Origin of the sequence: Synechocystis salina LEGE 00031 (assembly GCF_015207985.1) — a bacterium.
In the GTDB taxonomy this organism is placed as follows: Bacteria; Cyanobacteriota; Cyanobacteriia; order Cyanobacteriales; family Microcystaceae; genus Synechocystis; species Synechocystis salina.
On sequence record NZ_JADEVV010000007.1, the window covers coordinates 58,264 to 84,482 of the forward strand.

At 50.4% G+C, this 26,219-nt stretch carries 22 protein-coding genes; 13 read left to right on the forward strand and 9 right to left on the reverse strand.

Annotated features, from left to right (window positions below; all coding sequences use genetic code 11):
* Window positions 1-30: 30 nt before the first annotated feature.
* Together IQ217_RS03790 and IQ217_RS03795 are read right to left on the reverse strand one after the other, a co-directional pair.
* A complete protein-coding gene (locus IQ217_RS03790) occupies window positions 31-1,371 on the reverse strand; it encodes a CmpA/NrtA family ABC transporter substrate-binding protein (protein ID WP_190596177.1) in 1,341 nt (446 codons plus the stop codon).
* A 135-nt stretch (window positions 1,372-1,506) separates the two neighbouring features.
* A complete protein-coding gene (locus IQ217_RS03795; protein ID WP_194018962.1) occupies window positions 1,507-2,556 on the reverse strand; it encodes an anthranilate phosphoribosyltransferase family protein in 1,050 nt (349 codons plus the stop codon).
* A gap of 188 nt (window positions 2,557-2,744) precedes the next feature.
* Here IQ217_RS03795 and IQ217_RS03800 point away from each other — a divergent pair, with 188 nt between their 5' ends.
* Complete coding sequence (locus IQ217_RS03800) at window positions 2,745-3,389, forward strand: histidine phosphatase family protein (RefSeq protein ID WP_190596181.1); 645 nt, start codon at window positions 2,745-2,747, stop codon at window positions 3,387-3,389.
* Here the strand turns inward: IQ217_RS03800 and IQ217_RS03805 are convergent.
* The 3 genes from IQ217_RS03805 to IQ217_RS03815 form a co-directional block, all read right to left on the reverse strand.
* The gene (locus tag IQ217_RS03805; protein ID WP_190596205.1) at window positions 3,386-3,658 is read right to left on the reverse strand and encodes a septal ring lytic transglycosylase RlpA family protein; all 273 of its coding nucleotides are present in this window, start codon (window positions 3,656-3,658) and stop codon (window positions 3,386-3,388) included. The genes IQ217_RS03800 and IQ217_RS03805 overlap by 4 nt on opposite strands.
* A 156-nt stretch (window positions 3,659-3,814) precedes the next feature.
* The gene (ftsZ, locus tag IQ217_RS03810) at window positions 3,815-5,107 is read right to left on the reverse strand and encodes a cell division protein FtsZ (RefSeq protein ID WP_194018963.1); all 1,293 of its coding nucleotides are present in this window, start codon (window positions 5,105-5,107) and stop codon (window positions 3,815-3,817) included.
* A gap of 248 nt (window positions 5,108-5,355) precedes the next feature.
* The gene (locus tag IQ217_RS03815; RefSeq protein ID WP_194018964.1) at window positions 5,356-6,165 is read right to left on the reverse strand and encodes a cell division protein FtsQ/DivIB; all 810 of its coding nucleotides are present in this window, start codon (window positions 6,163-6,165) and stop codon (window positions 5,356-5,358) included.
* 114 nt (window positions 6,166-6,279) lie between these two features.
* On the opposite strand from IQ217_RS03815, the gene ctpC reads away from it, so the two are divergent.
* Together ctpC and IQ217_RS03825 are read left to right on the forward strand one after the other, a co-directional pair.
* Window positions 6,280-7,551, forward strand: coding sequence for a carboxyl-terminal processing protease CtpC (gene ctpC / locus IQ217_RS03820; protein ID WP_194018965.1), 1,272 nt, complete (start codon window positions 6,280-6,282; stop codon window positions 7,549-7,551).
* 45 nt (window positions 7,552-7,596) lie between these two features.
* Complete coding sequence (locus IQ217_RS03825) at window positions 7,597-8,283, forward strand: Uma2 family endonuclease (protein ID WP_194018966.1); 687 nt, start codon at window positions 7,597-7,599, stop codon at window positions 8,281-8,283.
* 113 nt (window positions 8,284-8,396) lie between these two features.
* Here IQ217_RS03825 and rsmH read toward each other — a convergent pair whose 3' ends face one another.
* Window positions 8,397-9,299 (reverse strand): 16S rRNA (cytosine(1402)-N(4))-methyltransferase RsmH, encoded by a 903-nt coding sequence (rsmH, locus tag IQ217_RS03830; RefSeq protein ID WP_194018967.1) that lies wholly within the window; start codon window positions 9,297-9,299, stop codon window positions 8,397-8,399.
* Window positions 9,300-9,446: 147 nt separating this feature from the next.
* Between rsmH and IQ217_RS03835 the strand changes: the two genes are divergently transcribed.
* The 4 genes from IQ217_RS03835 to IQ217_RS18790 all read left to right on the forward strand — a co-directional run bounded on the left by IQ217_RS03835 (window position 9,447) and on the right by IQ217_RS18790 (window position 12,925).
* On the forward strand, window positions 9,447-9,923 hold the full coding sequence (locus tag IQ217_RS03835; RefSeq protein ID WP_190596193.1) for a DUF4168 domain-containing protein: 477 nt from the start codon (window positions 9,447-9,449) through the stop codon (window positions 9,921-9,923).
* 151 nt (window positions 9,924-10,074) lie between these two features.
* The gene (locus tag IQ217_RS03840; RefSeq protein WP_194018968.1) at window positions 10,075-10,503 is read left to right on the forward strand and encodes an urease accessory protein UreE; all 429 of its coding nucleotides are present in this window, start codon (window positions 10,075-10,077) and stop codon (window positions 10,501-10,503) included.
* Window positions 10,504-10,724: 221 nt separating this feature from the next.
* Complete coding sequence (locus IQ217_RS03845; protein ID WP_190596196.1) at window positions 10,725-11,678, forward strand: PRC-barrel domain-containing protein; 954 nt, start codon at window positions 10,725-10,727, stop codon at window positions 11,676-11,678.
* Between the two features lie 311 nt (window positions 11,679-11,989).
* Window positions 11,990-12,925, forward strand: a complete 936-nt coding sequence (locus tag IQ217_RS18790; protein ID WP_228023915.1) for a hypothetical protein — start codon at window positions 11,990-11,992, stop codon at window positions 12,923-12,925.
* Between the two features lie 43 nt (window positions 12,926-12,968).
* On the opposite strand, the gene pcrA is transcribed toward IQ217_RS18790, so the two are convergent.
* Window positions 12,969-15,350 (reverse strand): DNA helicase PcrA, encoded by a 2,382-nt coding sequence (gene pcrA / locus IQ217_RS03855; protein ID WP_338116526.1) that lies wholly within the window; start codon window positions 15,348-15,350, stop codon window positions 12,969-12,971.
* A gap of 140 nt (window positions 15,351-15,490) precedes the next feature.
* Window positions 15,491-16,012: a bifunctional nuclease family protein gene (locus tag IQ217_RS03860; protein WP_190599409.1), complete on the reverse strand. Its 522-nt coding sequence runs from the start codon at window positions 16,010-16,012 to the stop codon at window positions 15,491-15,493.
* Window positions 16,013-16,186: 174 nt separating this feature from the next.
* On the opposite strand from IQ217_RS03860, the gene thyD reads away from it, so the two are divergent.
* From thyD to spkF, 3 genes are all read left to right on the forward strand, one after another.
* A complete protein-coding gene (thyD, locus tag IQ217_RS03865; RefSeq protein WP_194018970.1) occupies window positions 16,187-17,110 on the forward strand; it encodes a thylakoid membrane protein ThyD in 924 nt (307 codons plus the stop codon).
* Window positions 17,111-17,187: 77 nt separating this feature from the next.
* Complete coding sequence (locus tag IQ217_RS03870) at window positions 17,188-18,414, forward strand: ATP-binding cassette domain-containing protein (protein WP_194018971.1); 1,227 nt, start codon at window positions 17,188-17,190, stop codon at window positions 18,412-18,414.
* A gap of 150 nt (window positions 18,415-18,564) precedes the next feature.
* Window positions 18,565-20,052, forward strand: coding sequence for a serine/threonine-protein kinase SpkF (spkF, locus tag IQ217_RS03875; protein WP_194018972.1), 1,488 nt, complete (start codon window positions 18,565-18,567; stop codon window positions 20,050-20,052).
* Here the strand turns inward: spkF and IQ217_RS03880 are convergent.
* Window positions 20,049-20,795 (reverse strand): HAD family hydrolase, encoded by a 747-nt coding sequence (locus tag IQ217_RS03880; RefSeq protein ID WP_194018973.1) that lies wholly within the window; start codon window positions 20,793-20,795, stop codon window positions 20,049-20,051. The two genes, spkF and IQ217_RS03880, sit on opposite strands and share 4 nt — an antisense overlap.
* Before the next feature lie 165 nt (window positions 20,796-20,960).
* Here IQ217_RS03880 and purC point away from each other — a divergent pair, with 165 nt between their 5' ends.
* From purC to prfC, 3 genes are all read left to right on the forward strand, one after another.
* The gene (purC, locus tag IQ217_RS03885; protein ID WP_194018974.1) at window positions 20,961-21,707 is read left to right on the forward strand and encodes a phosphoribosylaminoimidazolesuccinocarboxamide synthase; all 747 of its coding nucleotides are present in this window, start codon (window positions 20,961-20,963) and stop codon (window positions 21,705-21,707) included.
* Window positions 21,708-21,940: 233 nt separating this feature from the next.
* On the forward strand, window positions 21,941-24,424 hold the full coding sequence (locus IQ217_RS03890; protein ID WP_338116525.1) for a BamA/TamA family outer membrane protein: 2,484 nt from the start codon (window positions 21,941-21,943) through the stop codon (window positions 24,422-24,424).
* A 114-nt stretch (window positions 24,425-24,538) separates the two neighbouring features.
* Entirely contained in the window at window positions 24,539-26,182 is a 1,644-nt protein-coding gene (prfC, locus tag IQ217_RS03895) for a peptide chain release factor 3 (RefSeq protein ID WP_194018976.1), read from the forward strand.
* The last annotated feature ends 37 nt before the right edge of the window (window positions 26,183-26,219 follow it).

Genomic DNA, 26,219 nt, shown 5'->3' on the forward strand with positions numbered 1-26,219 from the left:
GGGGCTAGCCTAGAGCGCCACAGCTAAGCACTAACTTTTGATGGTCTTAATTTTCAAACTGTCCAGATAGGCCTGGGGATTTTCCGGATCGAAGGTTATGCCGTCAAAGAAAGTTTCCACCCCCCGGGAAGGACTGGTGGGAATTTGATCCGCTGGCACCCCGATGGCCTGGGCCGCTTCTCGCCATAGATCTTCGCGATTGACTTTATCCACAATGGCTTTCGTATCCGTACTGGCCGGCAAATAGCCCCAACGAATGTTTTCCGTTAAAAACCATTGGTCATGGCTTTTATAGGGATAGGAAGCATTGTCATTCCAATATTTCTGCATTAAATCAGGGTCATCGAAAACCGTCTCCCCGTCCCCAAAGTTGTACACTCCTTTAGAGCGGTCAATGATGTCATCAAAGGGCACCTTAAACCATTCCCGTTTTGACAAAATCTGACACATTTCTTCTTTATTTTCCGCCTGGTCACACCATTGTTGAGCTTCCATCACCGCCATTAATAAGGCTTTGGCGGCTTTGGGATTTTGATCCACCCAATCGGCCCGCATGCCAAACGCTTTCTCTGGATGGTTTTTCCACAGTTGACCGGTGGTTAATGCTTGATAGCCCACCCCTTGGTTCACCGTTTGCAACGGCCAAGGTTCCCCAACGCAAAACGCTTCCATCGCATTGACCTTAACGTTAGCTACCATCTGGGCTGGTGGAACCACAATGGTGGAAACTTCCTTACCGGGCTCAATGCCTCCAGCGGCTAACCAATAGCGAATCCACATGTCGTGGGTGCCGCCAGGAAAGGTCATGGCTACCTTGGGATCTGTTACTTTAGCAAAGGCTTCCTTTAGGGGAGAAGCATCAGTACCTACTTTCAAGTCTTTGTAATTATTGCCCAACTGAATACCTTGGCCATTGACATTTAAGCGGGCCAAAATGTACATCGGGGTTGGTTTCCCGTCGGTCACAGTGCCCATGGTAATTAGGTAGGGCATGGGGGTGAGGATATGGGCCCCATCAATACCCCCACTGGCGGAACCCAATACGAGGTTATCCCTGGTGGTGCCCCAGGACGCTTGCTTCAGCACTTCCACGTCAGGCATGCCATATTTGGCGTAAAAGCCCTTTTCCTTGGCAATAATCAAAGGAGCCGCATCGGTTAGGGCAATAAAGCCCAATTTGGCGGTGGTTACTTCCGGGGCATTTTCCCCTTCAACCAAAGGACTAATGGCTTGATCCGTGCCGGACCCGGACCCAGTCCCTGTGGATGTGGTGGTGGGGGAAGTACAACCATGGAGAACCACTCCTCCAATGGCGGCGGCCCCAGCGGTGAACATGAACTTACGACGGGTGCTTCGGGAAAAATTACTCATAGTTTAGGCAATAACTAAAGCCAGAAAGGGCAACTGCTGACGATCACATTCCTAGACTGGATTTTTTCCTTGTAAATATTTGTATAGTTTGTAACTAATAATTAAATTTCATGCGGTTAATGCATTTTTGCTAGCTTATTTTGCATATAACTGCAGTCGATGCCATTGTTGTTTGACTAGGCCGTCATCAATGAGCTTTTCTGCTGTGGCGATCGCCGTTTCCAGATTGGGGGCATCTGTATGTTGCCAGAGGTAAAAAGCACTGTTCCAAATTAAAGCTGGCCGCAGGGGGGTTTGTTCCCCGCTCAAAGTAGCCTGGGCCAAGTCAAGATAATCGGCCAAATCAGTCCAGACTGGATTTTTTCCCCCTAGACCAAAATCGGCGGCGTGGAGCCGCAAACGGGCGAGGGAATCTTCAGCTTTGGTTAAGTCGTACAGACCAATGATGGCAGTGCGCTCCTGGGGCAAATCACAACTCCCTTCCAACCCCTTAACCGTGGTGAACGCAGGGACGCCCCGCTGGCTGAGAGCCTCGGCAATCATATTTTCCGTTGGGGGATGGACAAATCCCGCCACCACATGGTGTTTCCCAGCATAGGGAACCCAAATTAACTCCAGGGTTGCCAGGGGAGGGCGTTTGCCAATTTCTTCCCGGTAAATGACTAACTTCTGGGCCTCGGGAAAATATTTGGGCAGATAAACAAAGCCCATATTAGTTTTTTCCAAAATATCCTGCATGGCCGCCAAGGATGGCGATCGCCAATCTATTCCAAGGCCTTGCCATAACTCCACCAGGGGAATTCCCTCCTTGGTGGGCATTCGATCACCGCCATGTTGAATGACGGGACAACCCGCCGTTGCCAACACTAGGGCTGTGAGGGGTCCCAAGGGGCAGGTACGATCTCGACCATCGTAGGGTTGACTGAGCACAACTACCGTTTGCCCGGAGCTAAGGGCTGGAATTTTTGGTCCCCATTGCTCAAAGGCATCCAACATCCCTGCCAATTCAGTGCCGGTGGGGCGTTTAATGCGATGGGCAATCAAAAAAGCGCCGATCTGGGCCGGAGTCGCTTCCTGACTTAGCATCAGCTCCAGAGCTCGACAAGCCTCCCCTCGACTCAAATTTTTGCTGGTATGGGGACCACTACCCACTTTTCTCAACAGCTCTCGAAATTCCTTGCTCATAGTTCCGCAAAAATGGGCAGTTTAAGTATGGCTTCGCAAAGATTTTTTATAACTTTTTGGCTAGGGAACAAAGGTGATTTTGGCTACCAATCAACTTGTGGACGCGAAAAAACAGAGTATTTACGTACAATGAAGGGGGACAGGTCTAAGCCCCCTCCTCTGTAATGTTGCTGCTTTTCAACTCGCCCATGGCCCTCAAACTTTATTTTCTGCGCCACGCACAAACCGCCTACAGCGCCACCGGAGGCTATTGCGGTACCCCGGAAAATGACCCCGGCTTGACCCCAGAAGGAGTTTTAATGGCCAAGGAATTTGCCGAGGCCTACGCCCAACACCCTTGGCAGGCAGTCTATGTCAGTCCGTTGCAGCGGGCCCGACAAACAGCCAAACCCCTGTGCGATCGCCTGGGCATTGAAATGCAAATCCGCCCTGGCCTAAGGGAAGTGGCCTATGGGGAATGGGAAGGACTCCACCCGGACGAGGTCTATCAACGGGACCACGACCTTTATATGCAATGGCTCACCGATCCCGCCTGGAACTCCCCGCCGGGAGGGGAAAGGGGCATTGACATTGCCCGCAGGAGCACTAGGGTGCTAGAGGAAATTGAGGACCGCTTCGAGGATGGCAATGTGTTATTGGTTTCCCACAAAGCTACCATCCGCATCCTACTCTGCTGTCTATTGGGCATCGATGTGGGTCGTTACCGAGACCGTTTTGCCATGCCCGTCACCGGACTGAGCGTGGTGGAATTATCCTCCCGGGGACCGCTATTCCACTGTATTGCGGAACGCTCCCACCTTAGTCCCTATTTGCGCAGTTTACCCAGCACCTAGAGACGGGTAATGCTCACGGGAACCCGGCCTTTGCGGGGATTAGCAATTTGTTGAAATGCCGCACGACTGAGGTCGATGGAGCAATTGCAACGGTCACTCACCGTCACTACGACCGATTTTCCCGTGCGACGATTGGTCACCCTAACTCTGGTGCCTAGGGGCAGACTGGGATGGGCCGCCACCATGCGACCGTGGTTGTAGACCTGGCCGTTGGCCATCTTCCGCCCTACAAATTGATTGCCATAGAAAGTGGCGGATTGGGCCAGCACTGGCAAGGGCAATACCAAGGGAATTAGTAGGCTAGCAAACAAAAAGCGCAAATCAATCAACCTCTTTAGCTTGAAACAACAATTCGAGGTTAACAGTGTAGCCCAGGAAACTTCCTTGGTCAAATTAGGTGGCTCCAACCAGCAATTTCGGGGAACCTAACGGCGGGGAAAACGTCGCTTCTGGAGAAAATCAGGAATATCTAACTCGGGGGCCATGGGGATTTCCCCTAGGGGATCTTCCGGAGCAGTTGTTGATTCCACCTTCTCTACTCCGGCCGGTGGGCCACTGATAGTGCTTTTACTGACGGTTTTTGCCTGGGGTTTTTCCTTTTCACCGTTGAAGCCCGTGGCAATGACGGTAATTCTCATTTCTCCTTGCAGGCGATCGTCAATCACCGCCCCAAAGATAATATTGGCATCGGCATCCACCACTTCATAGATAATCTCTGCGGCAACATTGACTTCGTGGAGGGTCAAATCCGTCCCACCGGTGACATTAAATACCACCCCTTTGGCTCCCTGGATGGAAGATTCCAACAGAGGAGAAGAGATGGCGGCAGTGGCCGCTTCCTTAGCCCTGGATTTACCAGAGCCCACCCCAATGCCCATTAACGCTGAGCCCGCATCGGCCATCACAGCCCGCACGTCAGCAAAGTCCACATTCACCAAACCTGGGATGATGATGATGTCTGAAATGCCCTGTACCCCCTGGCGGAGAATGTCGTCAGCCACGCGGAAAGCTTCCTGGAGAGGAGTTTCGGCAGGGATAACTGACAGCAGTTGGTTATTGGGAATCACAATCAGGGTATCAACCCGGGACTGGAGAGCACTAATACCTTCCTCCGCCTGTTTCGCCCGCCGTCGGCCTTCAAAAGTAAAAGGACGGGTGACAATGCCCACCGTCAAACAGCCCATTTCCTTAGCGACTTCCGCCACAATGGGGGCCGCCCCAGTACCAGTGCCGCCGCCCATGCCAGCGGTGATAAAGACTAAATCCGTGCCTTCAAGGGAACGGGCAATTTCATCTCGGGATTCCTCCGCCGCTTTTTGCCCGATCGCCGGATTACCACCGGCCCCCAAACCGCGGGTGAGTTTCTGGCCAATCTGAATTCGATCCGGGGCTGTTGTATTGGTTAAGGCCTGGGAATCGGTATTAATTGCCCAAAAGTCAATGCCTGTCACCCCACTGGCAATCATACGGTTGACGGCATTGCAACCGCCTCCCCCAACTCCGATCACTTTAATTTTGGCAATGTTACTAGGCACAATCTGATCCCTTTTTAGGCTAGGACTAGGGCTGGCAAAAGCGGGCGCTTCTACCACAGCCTCCAACGGTTCATTTTCAACGATGGAGGACGAAAATAAGTCATCTAACCCCTCCGTCCCATCATCGAGACCACTACCGGTGAAACCTATGTTGTTTAGAGGTAAATCATTATTGAGCGTCATTGCAGGGGGGAAGTATTAGGGGATCAAAATGGGCAATTCTTAAGGCGCAAAAGCAACCACAGGGAGAAGAAAGCTTCCGAGGCAGCAGGGTATTGAAGCCTTTTTACGACGACAGAGACCCCCTCGCCCAAGCACAAATCCCAGCGGTCTATCGTCCCTACACTAGGCATATTGAGCAAATTTGTCAATGTGAATCTGAGCTTTTTTCCCATGCCTAGGGAGAATGACTAAGGTGGAGAGTAGAAATGTTAAGGCTTGTTGACGGCGGCTTTTTCCTTGGGGGCTTGGGGACGAAGTTGGATACTGGGACTGTCTGGATTAGTTAGATCAATAAATAGTAAACGCTCCTTGGGCACCCGACTGGGTAAATTCTGCATTTTTTCTAAAACCTGCACCTGTTGCTCGAAGCGAGAAAGGTCGGAACCGAGGAAAACCAACCCCAAATCCGTCGTCAAACTGATGTTACTGGGGTTGTTGCCATTAATAATCCGAATATTGACAGGGGACTTTTTAATCTGGATTTGATGGGTCTGCCAAAAACTGCGGTATTGGGGACCATAGCCCAAAAACTGTGGGGTTTGGGGCAAAGTTTTTCTGATAGCCTGGCCGTAGAGGTTGGCCGGAATATAATTTCCCTCCTCGTCTAAATAGCCCAGACCTTGATCTGCCACGGCGATCGCCACGGGTTGTCGTTCCTGTACCGCCACATTTACCTGGGCCGGAAACAACTGCCTTGTCACTTCTACTCTGAGGAGGGCTGGATTTTTGGTCAATTCATCTCCTAAGGCCTGGGTGGAAAGTTGCCAAATCGCCTGGGGGTATGCAAGGTCTAGATTTTTATATAACGTTTCCCGTCCAACTAGTTTATTGCCCACAAATTCCACTTGGCGATCGGAGCGAATGGACCATTCGGGCCAGCTCATTACCCAGATCATGCCCCCGGTCAAACCACACACACACACAAACTGCCAACAGGACCGTAGACGTCTCCAACGCCTCTGCCACATCAGTTGTTCCCGGCGATTTTTCAGGGAGTCAGACACAACTAAATCCGTCATGGGAGTTCAATAACCATCATCACTGAAATGTTATAACCTAGGAATCAAGGACTCTAAGGACTTCCCCAGAGTTTATTTTCTTAATCAATCTTCACCAACTGTCCGGCATATCCCATGTTTAAACAAAAGCGCAGTCTGATTTTGGGAACTACAGCTCTGTTACTCACAACGGTAGCGGTGACTGGAATTGGGTTGCGATTGGCCCGCTCCCAGGGTTACTTGCAGGACAACCCGAAGGAGTTGGTGGACGAAGTTTGGCAGATTGTCAACCGCACCTATGTAGATGGTACTTTCAACGGTGAGGATTGGGTAGCTGTTCGCCAAGATTATCTCAAGCGGGAATACAACAACCAAGAAGAAGCCTACACAGCTATCCGGGAAATGCTGGAGAAGCTGAACGATCCCTATACTCGCTTCATGTCCCCCGATGAATTCCAGTCGATGCGCATCGATACTTCCGGGGAATTAACCGGGGTAGGGATTCAGATTACCCAAGACCAGGATACGAAGAAAATTGTGGTGGTGGCGCCCATTGAAGATACCCCTGCCTACAACGCTGGCATTCTCTCTAAAGATGTAATTACCAAAATTGATGGTAAATCCACTGATGGCATGGAAGTGGACGACGCGGTTAAATTGATCCGGGGTAAACCAGGCACTAGTGTGGTCCTCACCATTGAACGGGAAGGCCAGGCAATTGAATATCCCCTAACCCGGACTTTGATCGAAATTCACCCAGTACGGGCCCAAGTAGAAGACATTAATGGTGCCAAGGTGGGTTATATCCGTTTAAATCAGTTCAGCGCCCAAGCTTCAGAAGAAATGCGTCAAGCGGTGCAAAAGTTGGAGAAAGACAATGTAATCGGTTACATTTTCGACCTCCGTTCCAATCCAGGGGGCTTACTCTACTCCAGTGTGGACATCGCCCGCATTTGGCTGGATGAGGGAGGTATTGTCTCCACTGTCGATCGCCGAGGGGAAGTGGAACAACAAAGTGCGAATAAACGGCAGTTGAGTAACCGTCCCTTGGTGGTGTTAGTGGATGGTGGTTCCGCCAGTGCCAGTGAAATCGTCTCCGGAGCGCTACAGGACAATCAACGGGCGGTCATTGTGGGCACAAAAACCTTCGGTAAGGGGCTGGTGCAATCGGTGCGAGAACTAGGGGATGGCTCGGGTATGGCAGTGACGATCGCCAAATATTTGACTCCCAACGGCCGGGACATTAATAAACATGGCATTGACCCCGATGTGGAAGTGGAACTAACCGACGCCCAGCGCAAAGAGCTACAGCAAAACCGGGAAAAGGTAGGTACCCTAGAAGACCCGCAATTTGCCAAAGCCTATGAAGTGTTGATGCAACAGGTCAACAAAACCGCTTCTAAGTAAGTAGGTTGAATGATAAGCTCGTGAAATTCCACCTGGCAGAAGTCTATGGTTCAACTTCCCCTGGTTCCCCTCGACTTTCCCGATTTATATCCGGAATCCGACGGTAAACCCATGGCTGATAATACTCTGCAGTACCATTGGATTGTCCGTTTGGTGACCAATCTCAAACACTTATTTCAGGGAAAAACAGTCTTTGTGGCCGGGGATTTACTCTGGTATCCAGAAAAAGTGACATCTCCCCCCTCTCCCTGCCAGGCTCCCGATGCCATGGTAGTTTTGGGGCGGCCTGACGGCGAGCGACGCAGTTACAAACAATGGGAAGAGGACAATGTTGCCCCCCAAGTGGTGTTTGAAATTCTTTCTGAGAGCAACAGTGCCAGGGAAATGCTCCACAAACAAACTTTTTATCGGCGCTACGGGGTATTAGAACTTTTCTTTTACGATCCAGAGTCCCACGACTTTTGGGGGCAGGTGCGTTCCCATGCAGATGCGGAATTTGAAACCATTACCCCCCTCAATTTTCCCTGGACTTCCCCTATCTTGGGAGTTCGTTTTGAGATGTTTGCCGATGGTTTGAAACTTTTTTTTCCCGATGGGGAGCCATTTAAAGATCCGGAAACCCTTTTTGAGGAAAGGGATAGAGCTAAACAAGCACTGGATCAAGCGGAGCAAGAACGGGATCGAGCCTTTGCTAAATTGCGGGAATTGGGTATTGATCCTTCTACGCTGTGAAGAAATGAATCGATAAAGATTATTAGCCAGTGTTTAAACCCTGATCGTTTAGTAGTTAGTCAAACAGGTCGTGGAAAAGATGGAGGGTTTTAGTTCGACTTTCTCCAGATTACCTAGATTTTTTCTGCCCAGCGTAATTTGGCGGAGCGAGCCCGGGGATTTTCCATTTGTTCTTCTTCCCCAGGAATAATGGGTTTTTTGGTCAACACCCGCAGATTTTCCGCTTCCCGAAAACGGTGTTTGACAATGCGGTCTTCCAAACTGTGGAAACTAATTATGCCTAACTTTCCGCCGGTTTTGAGCCAATGGGGAGCCTGGGCAATGAATGTTTCCAGGGAACCCAATTCATCGTTGACGGCAATACGTAAACCCTGGAAAGTTCTGGTGGCGGGATGGATACGGCCATGGCGATATTTCCCCGGCACCCAACGGGCGATCGCCTCGGCTAAGTCGGTAGTGGTTTGAAAGGGGCGCTGTTCGACAATCTGTCGAGCAATACGTCGGGAAAGCCGTTCTTCGCCGTATTCATAGAAAATGCGGGCTAAATCCTTTTCGGACCAATGGTTAATAATTTCAGCAGCGGTCAGATCCTGGCTTTGATCCATGCGCATATCCAAGGGGGCAGTGTGGCGAAAACTAAAGCCCCGATCGCCTTGGTCAAGTTGGGGAGAGCTTACGCCTAAATCGGCAATGATGCCGTCAAATTGGTCTGGTCGCCCAGGAAAATCAGCAAAGTTTCCGTGCCAAGTGTTAATTGTTATGCCCTCTCGATCCGTAACTAGGGGTTCCAAACGTTGTACGGCAGCGGCGATCGCCTGGGTGTCCCGGTCGATCATAGTCAGGGAGAGGGGAATGCCCAATTTGAGCAACTTTTCACTGTGGCCCCCAGCTCCCACGGTGGCATCAAGGTAATGACCTCCGGGCTTTGGCGCCAATCCTTCCACCAGGGCCGTGGGCAAAACGCTAATGTGGTGAAAGCCTTCTGTAACAGTCTTTTCTAAATTAATTCCTTCCATGGATTTGGCTTTCCTTTGAGCCCCCGCAAGATCCCGCTCTCCCAGGGTACCAGCCCCCACGGAACTTATCCCCGGCAAAGTAATTCAAACAGGAAATGCAAACCATTAGAATTTTGTCATCCTATTCACCCGAAAGCGACTAGGCGCATGGTTATTAGCTCACGTCCCTTAAGCGGCTTGAACGGTGTTCTGAGTCGACTTTTTATTGCCAATACTCTCGCTTTCCTCGGTGTGTTCGGGGGAATGGTGCCGGAGGTGAGTTGGCAACCAACTGCCCTCGTCTTTCGTTGGTCAGCCTATTCCCAGGAATTTTCCCCCGATAGCATTAATCACTATGCAAAGGCGGTGTTGGCGATCGAAGTAGAACGAAAAAAGGCCTTCGAGGAAATTCAAACCCTCATTGGCCGGGTTCCGCCCCAACTTACCTGCACCAATCGGGACAGCATCCGTAAGTTACCCCGCAATGCCCAGGCGATCGCCGTCAATTTCTGCAATCGTTCCAAACAAATTGCCGAAGAAAGTGGCCTCAAACCGGGGGAATTTAATCGCATCACCGAAGCGGCCAGGAATAACGCCAACCTTAAAGCCCAAATTCAAAGGGCAATTATTAATCTCCGCCGTTAATGCCGGGGTCAAACTTTGGTTAGTTGTTTAGATTAGCTAAAATCGGTGATCAACTAGTCAATTTTAGGCTCTAGTCGGGAAAAAAGCGTAAATTTGCCCATAAATTGCCGTTAATTTCACTTCAGTCCTGTAAATTCTGATTTAAGCCGCCATGGTGATTTTTGATCGTCGCCTAGAAAAAGTCCCTGACGCCACCACTTGGGAAATCCCCCTCACCGCCGAGGAACGGAGTCGCACCCGTTATCGTTTTGACAAACTAGGTTTTCCTGCCCTATTTATCCAGTTACCTCGAGGCAGTTTTTTGCACCCAGGAGATTGCCTTGGTTCCCCCACCGGAGAAACCCTGGCCATTCTGGCAGCGGCAGAACCCCTCCTCCATGTCACCAGCGGCGATCGCCTTACCCTCTTGAAGGCCGCCTATCATTTGGGTAATCGCCATGTGCCCCTGGAAGTGAACTTAGATTATTTAAGATTGGCGCCGGATCCGGTCTTGGCTGATATGCTCGGGAGTTTAGGAGTCAATGTGGAGGAAATAACCGCACCATTTTTTCCAGAACGGGGTGCTTTCCACCATCATTAGGGGAAAATTATCACTTGGCCCACGGGCTCTTAGCAATTTTGCCCAAGAAAATCAAGCCATTCGCTACAATGTTTTCATGAAGTAAAGTAAACTGACTGGCAACAACATCCCGTTGACTTTTTCTTCTGCTGTTTTCCATGCTTTCGGTAACCTGATTAAGCGACCCCTAAACCTTCCAGCTCCAGTTTTTTCCCTCTGACCACGGCGATCGCCAAACCAAAATGACAATTGATAACATCCGTCTTAGAAACGAATTTATTAACACCGAAGTTATTACCCGCAGTAGTGGCAAAAAACTTGGGGTAGTCAAAGAAGTGCTAGTCGATGTCGATCAGCGAGAAATTGTCGCCCTGGGGCTGCGGGACAACTTTTTATCCCTGACGGGCATGCCCCAATATCTCTATTTGAACAGCATTGTCCAAACCGGGGACGTGGTCTTGGTGGAAAACGATGACGTTTTTGAACTGGTGGAAGTTGATCTCTATTCCCCCCTGGTCAATAGCGAAGTGGTGACCGAAACGGGGGAACCTCTGGGTCGGGTAAGGGATTTTCAGTTTGACCTCGCCACGGGGAAAGTTTCCTCCATTATCATCGCTTCCCTGGGTCTGCCCCAAATCCCTGAACAACTAATCAGCACCTACGAGCTTTCCATTGACGAAGTGGTAAGTAGTGGTCCTAACCGTTTGATCGTTTTTGAAGGAGCAGAGGAAAGATTAAATCAACTCAGTGTAGGTTTGCTAGAACGGCTTGGTATTGGCCGACCCTCCTGGGAGCGCATGGAAGAAGATTTGTATTATCCTCCCACCACCCGTCCCGAAAACCAACTGGGCAGTGGCATTCCTGTGCGGCCACCGGTACAAGTCCGTCAACCGGAACCCGTATTGGAAGAACGTTGGAACGAAGACGATTGGCAAGATAGTCGCCCTGCCCCTCCTCCCCGTCGGGAAGTGGCCCCCCTGCGCTATCCAGAGCCGGAATACGAAGATGACTATGAAGTGGACAACTGGGGAGAGGCGGTTCCTCGTTCCTCCGCTTCAGAACCGGACTATGGCTACGAAGATGAAGTGGCTGGCGATGTCTGGGACGACGATGAGGCCGCTGCCCCCTACAGTCCTCCCCGAGTGAATATTCCGGAAACCCGCCGGGAAAAAATGCCTGAATATTACGAAGAATAGTCTCTGATTTAACTAGTTTTGCACCTTTGTTCGGTCATTCGTATTGTAAGTAACGTGAGTTCGGGATAAGAAAGATGACTGACAATAGGCTACAAGCTCTATAGATCAATACATTCGGGAATGACATCAGACTCGTGATTTGTGTTTTTGCATCCTCACAAGTGATTTTTTTGAGGTCCTGAAGCCCCAAATTCTCCAGTGTAGCTGGCGAAAAAACCTCCATTGCAGTCAGAGCAATACTTCTAAGGATCGGCTTAACGCGAACTCACGTTAAATATTAACCCCAGTGTCTTTGCGCTCGAACGACTACATTGACTCTCACCTTCTGGAAGCGTTTTCAATCCTCCGCCTCTAACCCTTTAATTTCGCCCTGTGACCCTACCGAGCTCGATATCCTTGCCCGGACAACCCTTCTTTCTCCCTGGCAGTTCTACCGCTACGTCTGCAACATTTGCCAGCAAAATGGGTATGAGCGTTTGTATTTCGGTCATTTGCCTTCTATTTTCTGTGATTATTTGCCAGAACCACTGCTTCTTGCCTTTTTTGATCGCTTAGCACAGAGTGTAGGGAGATCAGCGCAGCCCTTCCCAAAAACAACTCTCTACCTTCAGAGTCTGCAAGGTACTCTGGAACTTCGCATCAGCCATGCTGGAAGTGGAATGATCGGACAGGTAGTTAGGCTTGATATAACATACGGGGAGAAGACGCATTCCTGGGCATTTAAAGCCTTTTTCGAGCCGGATTTCGTCTGGCAACATGGCGTTTGGTCGGAGATACCAGTAGGAATATATTTGCAATCCCAGCATGTCACCCGTGACGTAGCGCAGTTCCATGCCGCTGGACTCACCTGGATGCTGTGTGAATGGATCGAACCGGACGATTGTCCTAAAACTCGCCCTGGACGCTCCTATGATAGTCTAGCTCAACAGCAGCAACTCACACCCCTTAATCCTCTCAACTACGCCAACTACAGTCGTCATGGCATTCGCCTTGATCTCGGTGGCATTCAGCGGATCTACTGGGGACGAAGAATTCGCGATTTTGCTTACACGCTGGTTTTTTATCACAGGCGAGTCCATCGGGAAGGATGGCACTTTCTCAGTCCCTATCTCAATTGTTGGACTCTCCGCTACCTTCTGGCAAGGGTTAAATGGTTGCTGTTTCTAAGAGAACCAACGTGCGCATTTGAACAAAAAATTACAGTTTCGGACGAAAAGCCTTCAAGACAAGGGTCTCAAGAATCTTGAGGTGGAGCATGGCTTAGTATTAGCAACGGAAAAATTTTGGAAGTTAAGGGCGGCGTAGAGGGGCGAAACTGGGGTCGATGATTTTCACCCCAATGCCGGGAAATTTGATGGCCAAATTAGCCTTGTGGCCCTTGCCTAAAATGTGGGTTACAGTGCCTTCGCCAAAATTGTTATGCATGACCTGATCGCCAACGTTCCAGATCAGTTCTTTGGCCGGTTTGGCGGACTGGGAACTGGCTGGTTTCCGGGCCTGTTTTTGGGCAATGGAAGGGCCCTTGGGATCGGCGGCGGGGACATGGCGACTATTTTTTCGACCCGTTGAGCCATCGGCCAGTAAATCCGGAGGTAATTCCTGGAGGAATTGAGAGGGAATTTTTGTTTCCAAAGAACCCCAAACGTAACGCATGCGGGCATGGGTTAAAAAGAGATTTTCTTGGGCCCGGGTAATGCCCACGTAGCATAGACGACGTTCCTCCTCCAGATCCAAAGGATCGTTTAAGCTGCGGGCGTGGGGACAGGTGCCCTGCTCCAACCCCACCAAAAAGACCACTGGAAATTCTAAGCCCTTGGCAGAATGGAGCGTCATGAGGGAAACTTCATCCCCGGATTCCTCCAAGTTATCGAGGTCGGAGGTGAGGGATGCCGAAGCCAAAAACTCCACTAGGCTAGGATCTTCACTTTCCGCTTCAAACTGTCGCACGGCATTGTCCAATTCCCCCAGGTTGGCTAGACGATTATCCGCTTCTTCTGTGCTTTTTTGCCTGAGATCTTCCACATAGTTGGATTTTTCTAATACCAAATTGAGGGCTTCCGACGCCGAAAGGTCACCAATCTGGCTTTGGATCTCCTGGAGCATGCGGGCAAATTGCAGCGTTTTCTTGGCCGATCGCCCGGCTAGGGTATTCACAGAAGTTTCATCGGTGATAATTTCCCACAGGGGAATGTCCAATTCTTTGGAGGCATTGACGAAACCCTCAATGGTGGACTTACCAATGCCCCGTCGGGGAGTATTGATAATCCGTAACAAGCTGACCGTATCCGCCGGATTCACCAATACCCGGAGGTAAGCAATAGCATCTTTGATTTCCTGGCGATCATAAAAGCGAAAACCACCGACAATGTTGTAGCGAATATTGTTATTTAATAACTGCTCTTCAAAGGCCCGGGATTGGGCATTGGTGCGATACAAAATGGCAAAGCTGCCAAAGTTCAGTTCGGGATTATTTTTCTTTAAAGTTAGGATTTTATTAATTACGAAACGGGACTCATCCCGTTCATCATCGGCTTGGTAAAGGATAATATCATCCCCGCCGCTGCGGGTAGCCTTTAGCACCTTATCAATGCGTTGGCTATTATGTTCAATTAAATGGTTAGCCGCCTGGAGAATATTTTCCCGGGAACGGTAATTCTCCTCTAGCTTGACCATGGTGCTCGTTTGTTCATCCACCAGGCGATCGCCAAAATCATCCTGAAAATTGAGCAGAATGGTAAAGTCTGCCATGCGGAAACTGTAAATGGATTGGTCCGCATCCCCCACGACAAAAGTGGAGCGTCCCCGCCAATCCCACTCCGACCGTCGTTCTTCCCCATTGGTGCTCAGCAAGCGAATTAAATCATACTGAATGCGATTAGTGTCTTGGTATTCGTCCACCAAAATATGATTAAACTTGCGATGCCAGTAGCCCAAAACTGATTCATTTTGTTGAAATAAACGGGTGGGAATGAGAATTAAATCATCAAAATCTAGGGCATTATTGGCCGCCAATTGGTTTTGGTAAGCTTGGTAAACTTCCGCAATCACTCTGCCTTTATAGCTGCGATTTTCCCGCAGATAAATTTCCGGTGATTGCCCGAGGTTTTTAGCATTACTGACCTGATAGCGAATACTTTTAGGATTGAACTGTTTTTCATCTAGATCCATATCCTTAGTGACAATGGTCTTAAATAAACTTTGCACGTCACTTTCATCGAAAATGGAAAATTGTTTTGTCCAACGGCGGCCACTGGTGTCCTGATATTTATCAATTTCGTAGCGGAGAATACGAGAACATAGACTGTGGAAAGTGCCAATCCAGAGGGGTTTCGTAACTGTTTTGTACACCCTGGAAAGCAACTGTTTTTGTTCATATTCCCCCAACAATTCCCAGCGTTGATTAAATTCCTGCTGGGCCCAGGTTTGGGCAAAGATCTTTTCCAACCGTTCCTTCATTTCCTTGGCGGCTTTATTGGTGAAGGTGACCGCCAAAATATTTTCCGGATTGATACGATGTTGACGAATGAGGTGGGCAATGCGGTAGGTTAGTGCTCTGGTTTTCCCCGAGCCGGCCCCGGCCACTACTAGGAGGGGACCACAAAAATGCTCCACCGCCCGTCTTTGGGAGGGATTAAGATGGGCAAGGTAGTCGGGGACAACAGTCATGGGCACACTAAGCTCAAGGTTCAATCAACAATTAAGTTTAGCAATCAACCAAGGGAAATTATTTTTTGCTGTCGTCCTTTTCTATTTCCACTGCCTGTTGTTGATAGGTCTACGCCACAATCTGCCAATCTGAACTAACATCGCCCCTAGCTATCGGATTCCGCTTCAAAGCTATCGGAACTGAGGCGAGCCTGTTTAATCAAGGCTTCGGGGCTAACATTGTCGAGAAAATTGCGAAAAGCTTGTCTTTCCTCTTCGTCCGCATCCCGATCCACCGGAATGGAAGCGTCGGCTAATACTTCTTCCATCACCCAAATGGGACTATCCATCCGCAAGGCAAGGGAAATGGCATCACTGGGGCGGCAGTCAATTTCTCTGATTTGATCCCCCTGCACACAGCAGAGTACGGCGTAAAAGGTGTTGTCCTGCAGGGAATGAATGATAATTTTTTTAAGGTCCACATCCCAGGTGGTGAGGAGATTAACCATCAGGTCATGGGTGAGGGGGCGACTAGGTTTTTGATTTTCTAAGGCTCCGATAATCGAACGGGCCTGGTCTTGGCTAATGTAAATAGGTAATGCCCGCCGTTCAGATCCATCCTTGAGCAATACGATGGGACTGCGACTTACCGCATCGAGGGCAATGCCAGCTACTCTCATCTCAATCATTGGGTAGATCCTCTGGGGAACATTGACAGCACAATGCAGGATTTTATTTTAACCCACTCCCTCTCCCGCCTGGGCAATGGCATTGATAGTAGGTTGGTCAGCGTGGGCAGTTCCTCCTAAGATGGGAAAGATTGGCAATGGCATATTACTGCTGGTGGTGGGAGGCGTACATTAATGAAAATTATTTTGACTGGGGTGACGGGCTTTGTGGGGCGTTCTTTGGTGCCCCTGCTACACCAACAGGGCCATGAGCTAACTTTGTTGGTGCGTAGTGTGCCCAAGGCCCAACGGTTATTTCCCCCCAGCAGTTTTCCCCAGTTAAAGGCGATCGCCTATGAAGCAACGGAGAGTGGTCCCTGGCAGGAACAGGTCAATGGCCAGGATGCGGTGATTAATCTGGCGGGGGAACCCATTTCGGAACGGTGGACGGAAGCTTACAAAACCGCAATTTTTGATAGTCGGAAACTAGGTACGGAAAAGTTGGTGGAGGCGATCGCCAAAGCAGAACGGAGGCCCCAGGTAATGATTTCTGGGTCAGCCATTGGCTACTACGGCACTAGCGAAACAGAGACTTTTACGGAAAGGAGTCCAGCGGGGGATGATTTTCTGGCCGAAGTTTGTCAGGCGTGGGAAAATGCCGCCCACTCAGTAGAGTCATTGGGGGTTAGGTTGGTGATCTTGCGCATTGGTATTGTACTGGGGGCCGATGGCGGTGCGTTGGGCAAAATGTTGCCACCGTTTAAATTATTTGCAGGGGGACCTCTGGGCAGTGGAGAACAATGGTTTTCCTGGATTGATCGCCGGGATTTGGTTGCTCTGATTGACAAGGCCTTAACTGACCCATCACTGCGGGGCACCTTTAACGCCACAGCGCCCAATCCGGTCAAGATGAAGGAATTTTGCCATACCCTGGGGAAAGTGTTAGCCCGTCCTTCCTGGTTGCCGGTGCCGGATATTGCTTTGGAATTACTCCTAGGAGAAGCGGCCAAGTTGGTGCTGGAAGGACAAAAGGTTTTACCAGAGGCGATCGCCAAAACAGATTTTCAATTCCAAGCGCCAGACCTAGAAACCAGTCTGCGGCAAATTTTGGCAAGTTAATATCCATATCTATCAGCAGGGATAAGCCTAATTAAGGTGCTAGGATGCTCTGATGCCCATTGATTTCGGTTTCCGCTGTGGCCCAGGTAATTGTCGAAAACCTCTACAAAAGTTTCCCTCCCCAAGGCAAAAATCAGGCTAAGGAAGGGGCTCCGGTAAATGTGCTCAAGGCCATTAACCTAGAAATTGCCGATGGGGAATTTATGGTCCTGGTGGGGCCATCCGGTTGTGGCAAAAGTACTCTCCTGCGGTTAATTGCGGGCTTAGAAACTGTGACAGGGGGCCAAATTTACATTGGCGATCGCCGGGTCAATGATTTACCCCCCAAGGCCAGGGACATTGCCATGGTGTTCCAAAGCTATGCCCTCTATCCCCATCTGAGCGTTTACGACAACATTGCCTTTGGTTTGCGGCGCATGCCTGATCGGGAAAATAGTCAGACCGCGGATAAATTACCCCGCTGGGTAGGGGACAGTTTGCGGGGTATTACTAAGCCGTTGCCCAAGTCTTTGCATTATTTGTCAGCCCAGGAAAAGGTGTTGGCTCAACGGGTCAGCCAAGTGGCCCAACAATTGCAAATTGATCATTTGCTAGACCGTCTGCCCAAACAATTATCCGGTGGGCAAAAGCAACGGGTGGCCCTCGGTCGGGCGATCGCCAGGAATCCTCAGGTCTTTTTGATGGATGAACCCCTGTCCAACCTGGATGCCAAATTGCGAGCGGAAACCCGCAGTCAGATTGTGCAAATTCAGCGGCAACTGGGCATCACCACCATTTACGTCACCCACGACCAAACCGAAGCTATGACCATGGGCGATCGGATAGCAGTGCTCAACCAAGGGGTAATCCAACAGATTGCGCCCCCTTTAACTTTGTACAATCAGCCCGCCAACCGTTTTGTGGGGGAATTTATCGGTTCTCCTCCCATGAACTTTTTTACCCTCAAAGTGGCATCGGCTACAGTGCTGCAACATCCCGCCTTTGCCCTAAATCTGCCGGCAAAATGGCACGAACTAGTGGCTCCCTACGTGGGTCGTTCCCTAATTTTGGGAGTAAGGCCAGAAAGTTTTGTCCTTAGCGCCGAAGGATCCGACGCTTTCCCTGTGAAAGTAAATTTGGTGGAAGCCCTCGGTAACGATACTTTTATCTATGCCCATTTAGTGACGGAACCGGAGCTAACCCTACAGGCTCGCATTGCCCCTGATCATCTGCTCCAGGTGGGGGAACAACTCTGGTTGGCGATCAACCCTGAAAAAATTCATCTGTTTGACGCGAAAACTGAACAGGCGATCAATCAACGCTAGGAAGATTAACGATTCTGAAAGTGGACTTGAAAAGGAAACAAAACGGACTATCAGCCAAAGCCAATTTTCCCACCATTCAGCCGAGGTTAATAAAAAAACAAGATAAACTGGGGCTGAGTCCGCCCAAACCTATCAGACCCTTACCAGCCAATGGATCTGCTCTGCACCCGCCCCGGTTGTGCCCGTTTAAATTCTTTTCCTGACCTGGATAATCGCAACACCTTGCAAACAGTGCAACAAAGGTTTTGCACCAGTTGTCGGATGCCGCTGATTTTAGCCGGTAGATATTTGCCGGTGAAACTTTTAGGACAGGGTGGTTTTGGGGCCGCCTATCTTGCCCTGGACCGGTTTACCCCCACCATGCGTTTTTGCGTGGTTAAGCAATTTCAACCGTCGGGGAATTTAAATCAAGAGCAATTGGATTTAGCTTTATCCCTGTTTGAACGGGAAGCGGTGGTGTTGGAAAAGTTGGGCAATCGCCATGATCAGATTCCCGATTTGTTTGCCTATTTTCCTCTGTTGGTGGACGATCCCCGCACTGGGAAACAGGATCAATTTTTTTATTTGGTGCAGGAATTTATTAACGGTCAGGATTTGGAAAAAACCGTTGAAAAACACGGTCCCATGGCGGAAGCAGAAGTGCTGTGGGTGCTGACGGAAATGCTCAAAATTCTTAGTTTCGTCCACGGCACCGGAGCGATCCACCGGGATATTAAGCCATCTAATTTAATGCGGGACCAAGAGGGCAAATTGTACCTGTTGGATTTTGGGGCAGTGAAGCAGGCAACCGCCGGGGTGGGGACAAGCAACGAAAGTTCCACGGGGATTTACTCCATGGGTTTTGCGCCGCCGGAACAAATGGCTGGCAACCAGGTTTATCCCGCCACGGATTTATATGCTTTGGCTGTAACTTGTCTTTATCTGTTAACGGGCAAAACGGCCCAGGATTTGTATGACGCTTACCATAACCAATGGAATTGGCGATCGCCTGGTTTGCAGGTTAGTCAACCTTTGGCCGATGTAATTGATCGTTTGCTTTTACCCACCCCCAAGGACCGTTACGCCAGTGCCGAGGAGGTTTTGGCAGTTCTCAACGGCGGTAAGGGCAATCAGGGTAAATCTCCACCGGTGGCCGTAGCATCCACTCCCCAAGGTGCCAATACCCAAATTCAACCAACCCCAGCAGGTTCTGCTCCAACTCCAGCCCCCCCCAAAACCCCGGGTAAAATTAGCCAAGCGGTGCAAAATTTGCCGGTTATCAAAGTTCTGTTCCAAGGGGCTTTAACCGGTTCCGTCGTAGTTTTTTGGGGCATTATTGCTGTCACCCTCTTTCCCCAAACCAATATTAGTTTAGGTATTTTGGGCATGGTGGTGGCGGGAATAATTTTTGCCCAATTTAAGCGCTGGTTAGAAGTAACAGAAATGTTGAGCCTCAATACCCTAACCATTTTGGCTTTATTAGCCGTGCCGGGTTTGAGCCGCTGGCCCGTGATCGTCGAATTGGCGGCCCAATTGGATTTTCCCGTCCTTGTCACGGTCATTATTGCCGCCATGGCCGGGGCGATCGCCGTTATGGCCACCATTGCTCTGTTTTTGCTAATTCTCAAATTGTTATTTGCGGTTTTAAGTAAGGTTTAAACTGCCACCTTGGGCCGAGAAAAAATTACCTGTAAACGGTCTAGATCCAACTCATCAAAGCGGTCCACGGCCCAGTTCGCTTGCCGTTGCATGAAGTGATAGGGGTAGGTGTGGGCAATGCCAACTACCGCAATGCCGGCCTTTTTCGCCGCTTCAATGCCAGCAAAGGTATCCTCGATCGCCAGACAATTTTCCGGCAAGAGGGGAGCGGTATCATCCAATAGGCTATCGGCCACCGCTTGGCTTTGACGCCATTGATTGAGTTTGGTGATGGCCAGTTGATAACCGTCCGGTTGGGGTTTGCTCGCAGTAATATCATCCCCCGCCACAATGACCGGAAAGTACGATGCTAGCCCAGACCGGTTTAGGACATATTGCACTTCCGCCCTCACAGCCCCCGTCACCAAGGCGATCGCCAATCGTTGTAACTGCAACTTTTCCAGAAAATCCTTCAGTCCGTCATAGATGGGTAGGGTTTCCAGGGCCACCAGTTTTTGATGGTAACTCTCCGCTTTGCGGTCAATTAACTTTTGCAGATAGGCTTCCGTTAACCCCCGACCCCGATGCTCAAACAAATCTACCAAACAGGCCCGGTCGCTGCGGCCTAAACAAAACTGTTGGTAATCGGCCGGGGTGAGGGGACGCAAATTCTCGGTGAGGAGCAACTCGTCAATTAGGGCCCGGTGAATGGCTTCGTCGTTGATCACCACGCCATTGAAGTCTAATAACACTGCCTTTAACATTTGATGGTCTCCTCTTGCTCCCTGGGCCGACGGGACTGGCGCCCCACACCACCATGGTAATCTTTCCTTTGCCGGAGCCAAGTATTAATACCCATCTCCGCTAAAATCGGTTCAGGGTCAGGTCAGCCCCAAGGTTAGTTCGCTGTCAATTTTGGTAACTCTTCCATGGAAAAACTGTACGAAGGCAAGGCTAAAATCCTTTACCCCACAGAGGATCCAGATGTACTGCTAACTATTTTTAAAGACGACGCCACCGCCTTTAATGCCCAAAAAAAAGGTCAAATCCAGGGCAAAGGGGCCATTAACTGCGCCATTTCAGCGGCCCTATTCCGTTGGCTAGAAACCCTGGGGATTCCCACCCATTACCTTGACTGCCCCCAAAATGACCAAATGTTGGTGAAAGCAGTGGACATTATTCCCCTGGAAGTGGTGGTGCGTAATATTGCCGCCGGTAGTCTTTGTAAGCAAACGGGTTTGAAGGAAGGCTTGGTCTTGGGCAACCCGTTGGTGGAGTTCTATTTAAAAGACGATGCCCTGGGGGATCCCCTGCTGACCTGGGAGCGGGCCTTGCTCTTGGGGGTCACCGATGAAGCGGGATTGCAGACCCTCAAGGACTTGGCCCTAAATATTAACCAGCATCTCCAACGATTCTTTGCCCAGTGCGACATTACCCTGGTGGACTTCAAGTTAGAATTCGGCGGCGATCGCCAGGGGAGGATTATTTTAGCCGATGAAATTAGTCCGGATACCTGTCGTTTGTGGGATAACACCCAGACCGATCCCCAGGCCAGGGTATTGGACAAAGATCGTTTCCGGCGGGATTTGGGCGAAATTGAATCCGCTTACCAAACGGTGGAAAAACGGGTTTTAAGCCAAATTGAGCGCCTGCAGTCCCAAATAGGTGCCTCCTGATCGCCCTTGCTTGGTTTGGAACCTTTCCAACGGGTCTGGGTCAACCTACCAGTTTAAAACCTTGCACAAACGGCTTGTCAGGAAACCGACGGGACTCGATAATGGGCAAGCAATCGCGGCGAATCCCTAGCCATCGCGGCGTTGTTTTTGGGTATTTTTTCGTACCCCCTGTGTCTGTATCAATATCAATGGCTTGAATTGGGTGTCAGGACGTGTCAAACCAGAACAAAAGCGTGACTCTTTCTCCTTACTATCGACTTCTTTTGTTAACCAGTGGTCTTGTTCTGGGGGCATCTCCAGCCCAGGCAACTCAGCCATTTTCCCCCCTCAATATGTTGGCCGACGGGGACAGCACGGAGCTATTGGTTTCCCCATCTCCGGAACTTAATTTTCCCGGCCCCACTTCCGAATCGGAGGCCTTTGGATCGTCTTCCCCCCAGGAAATTGTCTCCCCCATTGATGCGACCAATACGGCGATCGAGGTTCTGCCCCCGGAAACTGCAGATATGGAGGTTGGGGCTGGAAATTTGGATAGAGCGGTGGATGATCTTGCTTCCATAGCATCTATTGAGTCCGTCAAGGCAGTCAAAGATACGGCATCCCTCCCCGCCATGGCCCAGGGTGAGCAGGAATCTGTAGCAACAACAGCGACGTCAACTAGTCCCATAGACCAGCTTGGGAACGACTCTCCATTAATGGCCCAAGCCCCTGTGGAAGAGCAGGTAGAAGAGGTGGAAATGGAGACCACCATTGAAGAAGAAACGGTGGAGGAAGCCCCTACCTTCACCCCCGATGCTCCTCCCACCACCACCGAAGGTACTCCGGGGCCGACCCAGACCCTACCCAGTTTTACCCCTTCGGCCAGCCCCAGCACCACCACTCCAGCCCCGGCCCAGGACGAACCAAGGGTATTGGTCAGTGAAGTATTAGTTACCGGCACCACCCCGGAACTGGAGCTGTTAGTTTATAACGCCATTCGTACCCAACCCGGCCGCACAACTACCCGCAGTCAGTTGCAAGAGGATGTCAACGCTATCTATGCCACCGGTTACTTTAGTAATGTGCGGGTAGCTCCCAGTGATACACCCTTGGGGGTGAGGGTGACCTTTGAAGTGCAGGCCAACCCAGTCTTCACCGGCTTGAATATACGCACAGTGCCAGAAGTGGCCGAAGGGAAGGAACGAATTCTGCCCCAGGAAGTAGTGGACGAAACCTTTGGGGACCAGTACGGCAAAATCCTCAACCTGCGGGAATTACAAGAGGGGATTAAAACCATCAATGAATGGTATTCCAACCAGGGTTATGACCTGGCCCAGGTAGTGGGGTCTCCCCAGGTGGGAGCCGATGGCCAAGTCACTCTGGTTATTGCCGAGGGTATTGTGGAAAATATCCAAGTGCGATTTTTTGACTCGGAAGACGAGCCAGTGGAGGGCAGAACCAGGGATTTCATTATCACCAGGGAAATGCGCCTGAAGCCGGGGGACGTTTTTAACCGCAATCGCGCCCAAACGGATTTACAGCGGGTGTATAGCCTCGGACTGTTTGAAGATGTCAGGCTGTCTTTTAACCCTGGTACCGATCCCACGGAGGTAATTGTCAACGTCGATGTGGTGGAAGGTAATACGGGCTCCATCGCCGCTGGAGGGGGTATCAGTAGCACCAGTGGGCTGTTTGGTACCATTAGTTACCAGGAAAAAAATCTGGGGGGTAACAACCAAACCATTGGGGTGGAAGCCCAAGTGGGTCAAAGGGAGCTTTTGTTTGATGTCAGTTTTACCGACCCGTGGATTGGGGGCGATCCATTCCGTACTTCCTACACTGCCAACCTTTTCCGCCGTCGGACCATTTCCCTCGTATTCGACGGGGCCGATTCTTCCATTCGTACCTTTAACGGCTTTGACAGTCCCAGGGTAGTGCGTACTGGTTTAGGACTAACCTTTTTTAGACCGATCGCCGATGATGTGTTTTCCCCTCCGGATTGGCGTTTGTCAGCGGGTTTTGGTTACCAGAATGTCCGCATTGAGAATGCCGCTGGTGCCCTGTCTCCCTTTTCCGCGCCTTTAAATGGCTTTAATTCCCAGCCCCTCTCCTTTAGCGACTACGGGGTAGATGAGCTGTTCACCCTCTCCTTTGGCGCTTCCCAAGATAACCGCAACAATGCTTTGCAACCCACCAGTGGTTCCCTAGTGCGCTTTGGGGCAGAACAAACCATTCCCGTTGGCACCGGCAATATTATGATGACCCGGTTGCGGGGTAGTTATAGCTACTACATCCCGGTTAACTGGCTGGATTTGACGGGCTTTGGCTTTGTGGAGTCCACCCAACCCCAAACGGTGGCTTTCAACGTGCAAGCGGGGACTGTGTTAGGGGATTTACCTCCCTATGAAGCGTTTATTTTAGGGGGCAGTAACTCGGTGCGGGGTTACCAGGAAGGGGAACTGGGCAATGGTCGCAGCTTCTTCCAGGCCACAGCGGAGTACCGCTTCCCCATTATTGCGGCGGTGGGAGGAGCCCTATTTGTGGACTACGGCTCTAACCTTGGTTCCCAGGGGGCAGTACCAGGCTTTCCGGCCATCGTCCGGGGTTTACCGGGTTCTGGAGTAGGCTATGGCTTCGGAGTGAGAATCCAGTCCCCGGTGGGCCCCATCCGCATTGACCTCGGCTTTACTGGAGAGGGAGAATCCCGCATTAACTTCGGCATTGGTGAGAAGTTCTAGGGCAAAACTCGACCCACTATTGGACAGATCCGCCGCTAACTTGAGACAATACTTCCAGCTAGAGCCTAGAAAGAGTGGGCCCGTTGCTAATGCCCGCCTATTTTTTCCCATCGCATGCAAACTTCCCTATCTTCAACGGCGCCGTCTTCGGACAAAGCCCTGGACGATCTTTTGAAAGAGGTAGATCGCCGTCGTAATTTTGCGATCATTTCCCACCCCGATGCAGGGAAAACTACCCTAACGGAAAAATTATTGCTCTATGGGGGGGCAATTCAAGAAGCAGGGGCCGTGAAAGCTCGCCGTACTCAGCGCAGTGCCACGTCTGACTGGATGGCCATGGAGCAACAGCGGGGTATTTCCATCACTTCCACCGTGCTGCAGTTCGACTACCGGGGCAAAATTCTCAATTTACTCGATACCCCCGGGCACCAAGATTTTAGTGAAGATACCTACCGGACTCTGGCAGCGGCGGACAATGCGGTGATGTTAATTGATGCTGCTAAGGGTTTAGAAACCCAGACCCGCAAACTGTTTGAAGTCTGTCGCCTGCGCCATCTGCCCATTTTTACTTTTATCAATAAGCTCGATCGCCCCAGCTTGACCCCCCTGGAATTGATGGACGAAATTGAGCAGGAATTGGGCATGACCACCTATGCAGTGAACTATCCCATTGGCACTGGCGATCGGTTTCGGGGCGTTTACAATCGTTTAACTAAAACCATTCATTTGTTTGAACGCACGGGCACCCACGGTAGTAAAAAGGCTGCGGATCAGACCATGGCTCTGGATGATCCAGCCCTGGAAGCCTTGCTGGGTAGTGATGTGTACGCCGAATTTCAAGATGAGTTGGAATTAATCGAAGAAGCGGGAGCCGAATTTGATTTGGCCGCCGTCCATGCCGGAGAAATGACCCCAGTATTTTTTGGCAGTGCCATGAACAATTTCGGGGTGGAACTATTTTTGCAAGCGTTTTTGCAGTATGCGGCCAAGCCCGAAGCCCATGATAGTAACCAAGGAAAAATTGAGCCCACCTATCCGGAATTTTCTGGTTTTGTGTTTAAACTCCAGGCCAATATGGACCCCAAACACCGGGACCGCATTGCTTTTTTGCGGGTCTGTTCCGGCAAATTTGAAAAAGACATGGTGGTAAAACATCCCCGAACGGGAAAAACGGTGCGTTTATCCAGGCCCCAAAAACTTTTTGCCCAGGAAAGGGAATCCGTGGACATTGCCTATGCGGGGGATGTGATTGGTTTAAATAATCCAGGGGCGTTCACCATTGGTGATACGGTCCACACTGGCGAAAAATTAGTTTACCCTCCCATTCCTTCCTTTTCCCCGGAGTTGTTTGCCTACCTTAAATCCACCGATCCTAGTCAGTATAAAAACTTTAAAAAGGGAGTAGCGGAGCTACAGGAAGAAGGGGCGGTGCAAATTCTCCAATCCCTGGATGAAAGTAAACGAGATCCCATTTTAGCCGCGGTGGGGCAATTACAATTTGAGGTGGTGCAGTATCGTTTGCAGGAAGAATACGGAGTAGAAACCCGCCTGGAACCTTTGGGATTTTCCCTTGCCCGCTGGGTGGTGGAAGGTTGGGATGCCCTAGAAAAAGCGGGACGTTTATTCAATACGGTGGTGGTCAAAGACCGCTGGGATGCCCCAGTTTTATTGTTTAAAAATCAGTGGAATTTGGAACAGGTGGCAGGGGATTGTCCCGATTTAAAATTGAGCGCGATCGCCATTCCTCCTTCCTTATAAAAATTCTTGCGAAAAATCCTGTAAAAGACTAAGTTTT

Excerpts from the sequence above, each read along its gene's own strand:
- IQ217_RS03790 (WP_190596177.1), bottom strand. The coding sequence starts at position 1,371 with ATGAGTAATTTTTCCCGAAGCACCCGTCGTAAGTTCATGTTCACCGCT.
- IQ217_RS03795 (WP_194018962.1), bottom strand. The coding sequence starts at position 2,556 with ATGAGCAAGGAATTTCGAGAGCTGTTGAGAAAAGTGGGTAGTGGTCCC.
- IQ217_RS03800 (WP_190596181.1), top strand. The coding sequence starts at position 2,745 with ATGGCCCTCAAACTTTATTTTCTGCGCCACGCACAAACCGCCTACAGC.
- ftsZ (WP_194018963.1), bottom strand. The coding sequence starts at position 5,107 with ATGACGCTCAATAATGATTTACCTCTAAACAACATAGGTTTCACCGGT.
- IQ217_RS03815 (WP_194018964.1), bottom strand. The coding sequence starts at position 6,165 with ATGACGGATTTAGTTGTGTCTGACTCCCTGAAAAATCGCCGGGAACAA.
- ctpC (WP_194018965.1), top strand. The coding sequence starts at position 6,280 with ATGTTTAAACAAAAGCGCAGTCTGATTTTGGGAACTACAGCTCTGTTA.
- IQ217_RS03825 (WP_194018966.1), top strand. The coding sequence starts at position 7,597 with ATGGTTCAACTTCCCCTGGTTCCCCTCGACTTTCCCGATTTATATCCG.
- rsmH (WP_194018967.1), bottom strand. The coding sequence starts at position 9,299 with ATGGAAGGAATTAATTTAGAAAAGACTGTTACAGAAGGCTTTCACCAC.
- IQ217_RS03835 (WP_190596193.1), top strand. The coding sequence starts at position 9,447 with ATGGTTATTAGCTCACGTCCCTTAAGCGGCTTGAACGGTGTTCTGAGT.
- IQ217_RS03840 (WP_194018968.1), top strand. The coding sequence starts at position 10,075 with ATGGTGATTTTTGATCGTCGCCTAGAAAAAGTCCCTGACGCCACCACT.
- IQ217_RS03845 (WP_190596196.1), top strand. The coding sequence starts at position 10,725 with ATGACAATTGATAACATCCGTCTTAGAAACGAATTTATTAACACCGAA.
- IQ217_RS03860 (WP_190599409.1), bottom strand. The coding sequence starts at position 16,012 with ATGATTGAGATGAGAGTAGCTGGCATTGCCCTCGATGCGGTAAGTCGC.
- thyD (WP_194018970.1), top strand. The coding sequence starts at position 16,187 with ATGAAAATTATTTTGACTGGGGTGACGGGCTTTGTGGGGCGTTCTTTG.
- spkF (WP_194018972.1), top strand. The coding sequence starts at position 18,565 with ATGGATCTGCTCTGCACCCGCCCCGGTTGTGCCCGTTTAAATTCTTTT.
- IQ217_RS03880 (WP_194018973.1), bottom strand. The coding sequence starts at position 20,795 with ATGTTAAAGGCAGTGTTATTAGACTTCAATGGCGTGGTGATCAACGAC.
- purC (WP_194018974.1), top strand. The coding sequence starts at position 20,961 with ATGGAAAAACTGTACGAAGGCAAGGCTAAAATCCTTTACCCCACAGAG.
- prfC (WP_194018976.1), top strand. The coding sequence starts at position 24,539 with ATGCAAACTTCCCTATCTTCAACGGCGCCGTCTTCGGACAAAGCCCTG.